This is a genomic window from Acidovorax sp. NO-1, assembly GCF_000238595.1.
Classification (GTDB): Bacteria; Pseudomonadota; Gammaproteobacteria; order Burkholderiales; family Burkholderiaceae_C; genus Acidovorax.
Genome location: NZ_AGTS01000082.1, coordinates 1 through 743 on the forward strand (window position 1 = coordinate 1; position 743 = coordinate 743).

Annotated in this window: 1 protein-coding gene; it reads left to right on the forward strand. The window is 61.2% G+C overall.

Annotated elements, in window-relative coordinates:
* A partial coding sequence (locus KYG_RS12855; RefSeq protein ID WP_008905340.1) for an IS1182 family transposase occupies nucleotides 1-595 on the forward strand: 595 nt, incomplete at its 5' end.
* Nucleotides 596-743 lie beyond the last annotated feature (148 nt).

The window sequence follows — 743 nt, forward strand, 5'->3', positions numbered from 1 at the left end:
TGGCGGTGGCGGTGGCGGTGGCGGTGACTTCCGAGGCAAACCCCGCAGCAACGAGACACACGAATCGAGTACCGACCCCGACAGCAGGCTGTACCGCAAAGGCAAGACCGCCAGCGAGCTGCGCTTCATGGGACACACGTTGATGGAGAACCGCAACGGTCTGGTGGTGGGCGCGATGGTCACGCAAGCCGATGGCTACGCCGAGCGCGAAGCGGCCAAGCTGATGATCGGCGATGCGCGCGCGGCCAACCCCGAAGGCGAAATCACCTTGGGTGCGGACAAGGGCTACGACGCGGCCGAGTTCATCAAGGCCTTGCAAGACATCAAGGTCGCGCCGCATGTCGCGCAAAACAAGGCGGGCAGATCATCGGCCGTGCCCGATGAGCTCGCCACCAGCGAGGGCTACGCCATCTCACAACAAAAGCGCAAACGCATCGAACAAGGCTTTGGCTGGGGCAAGTTCATCGGCCCGATTCGCCAAGTGATGGTACGTGGCATTAAGAGCGTCGGCCAAGTCTTCGTGATGACCATGGCGGCGTACAACCTGGTGCGCATGCGCACCTTGGGACAAGTCCGTCTGCAGGGGGCGCAATGAGCGTCAAATACGGGGAAAAGGCCCTTCAAACACGTAAAACATCCCCTTGGATGACGCTTTGCGCGACCGCGACACACCCAATCGACCGAAACTGCCTCATTGCACTGATGGGGGTGGCTTCAGCGTGGGGTATTTCAGCAGCCTGCTA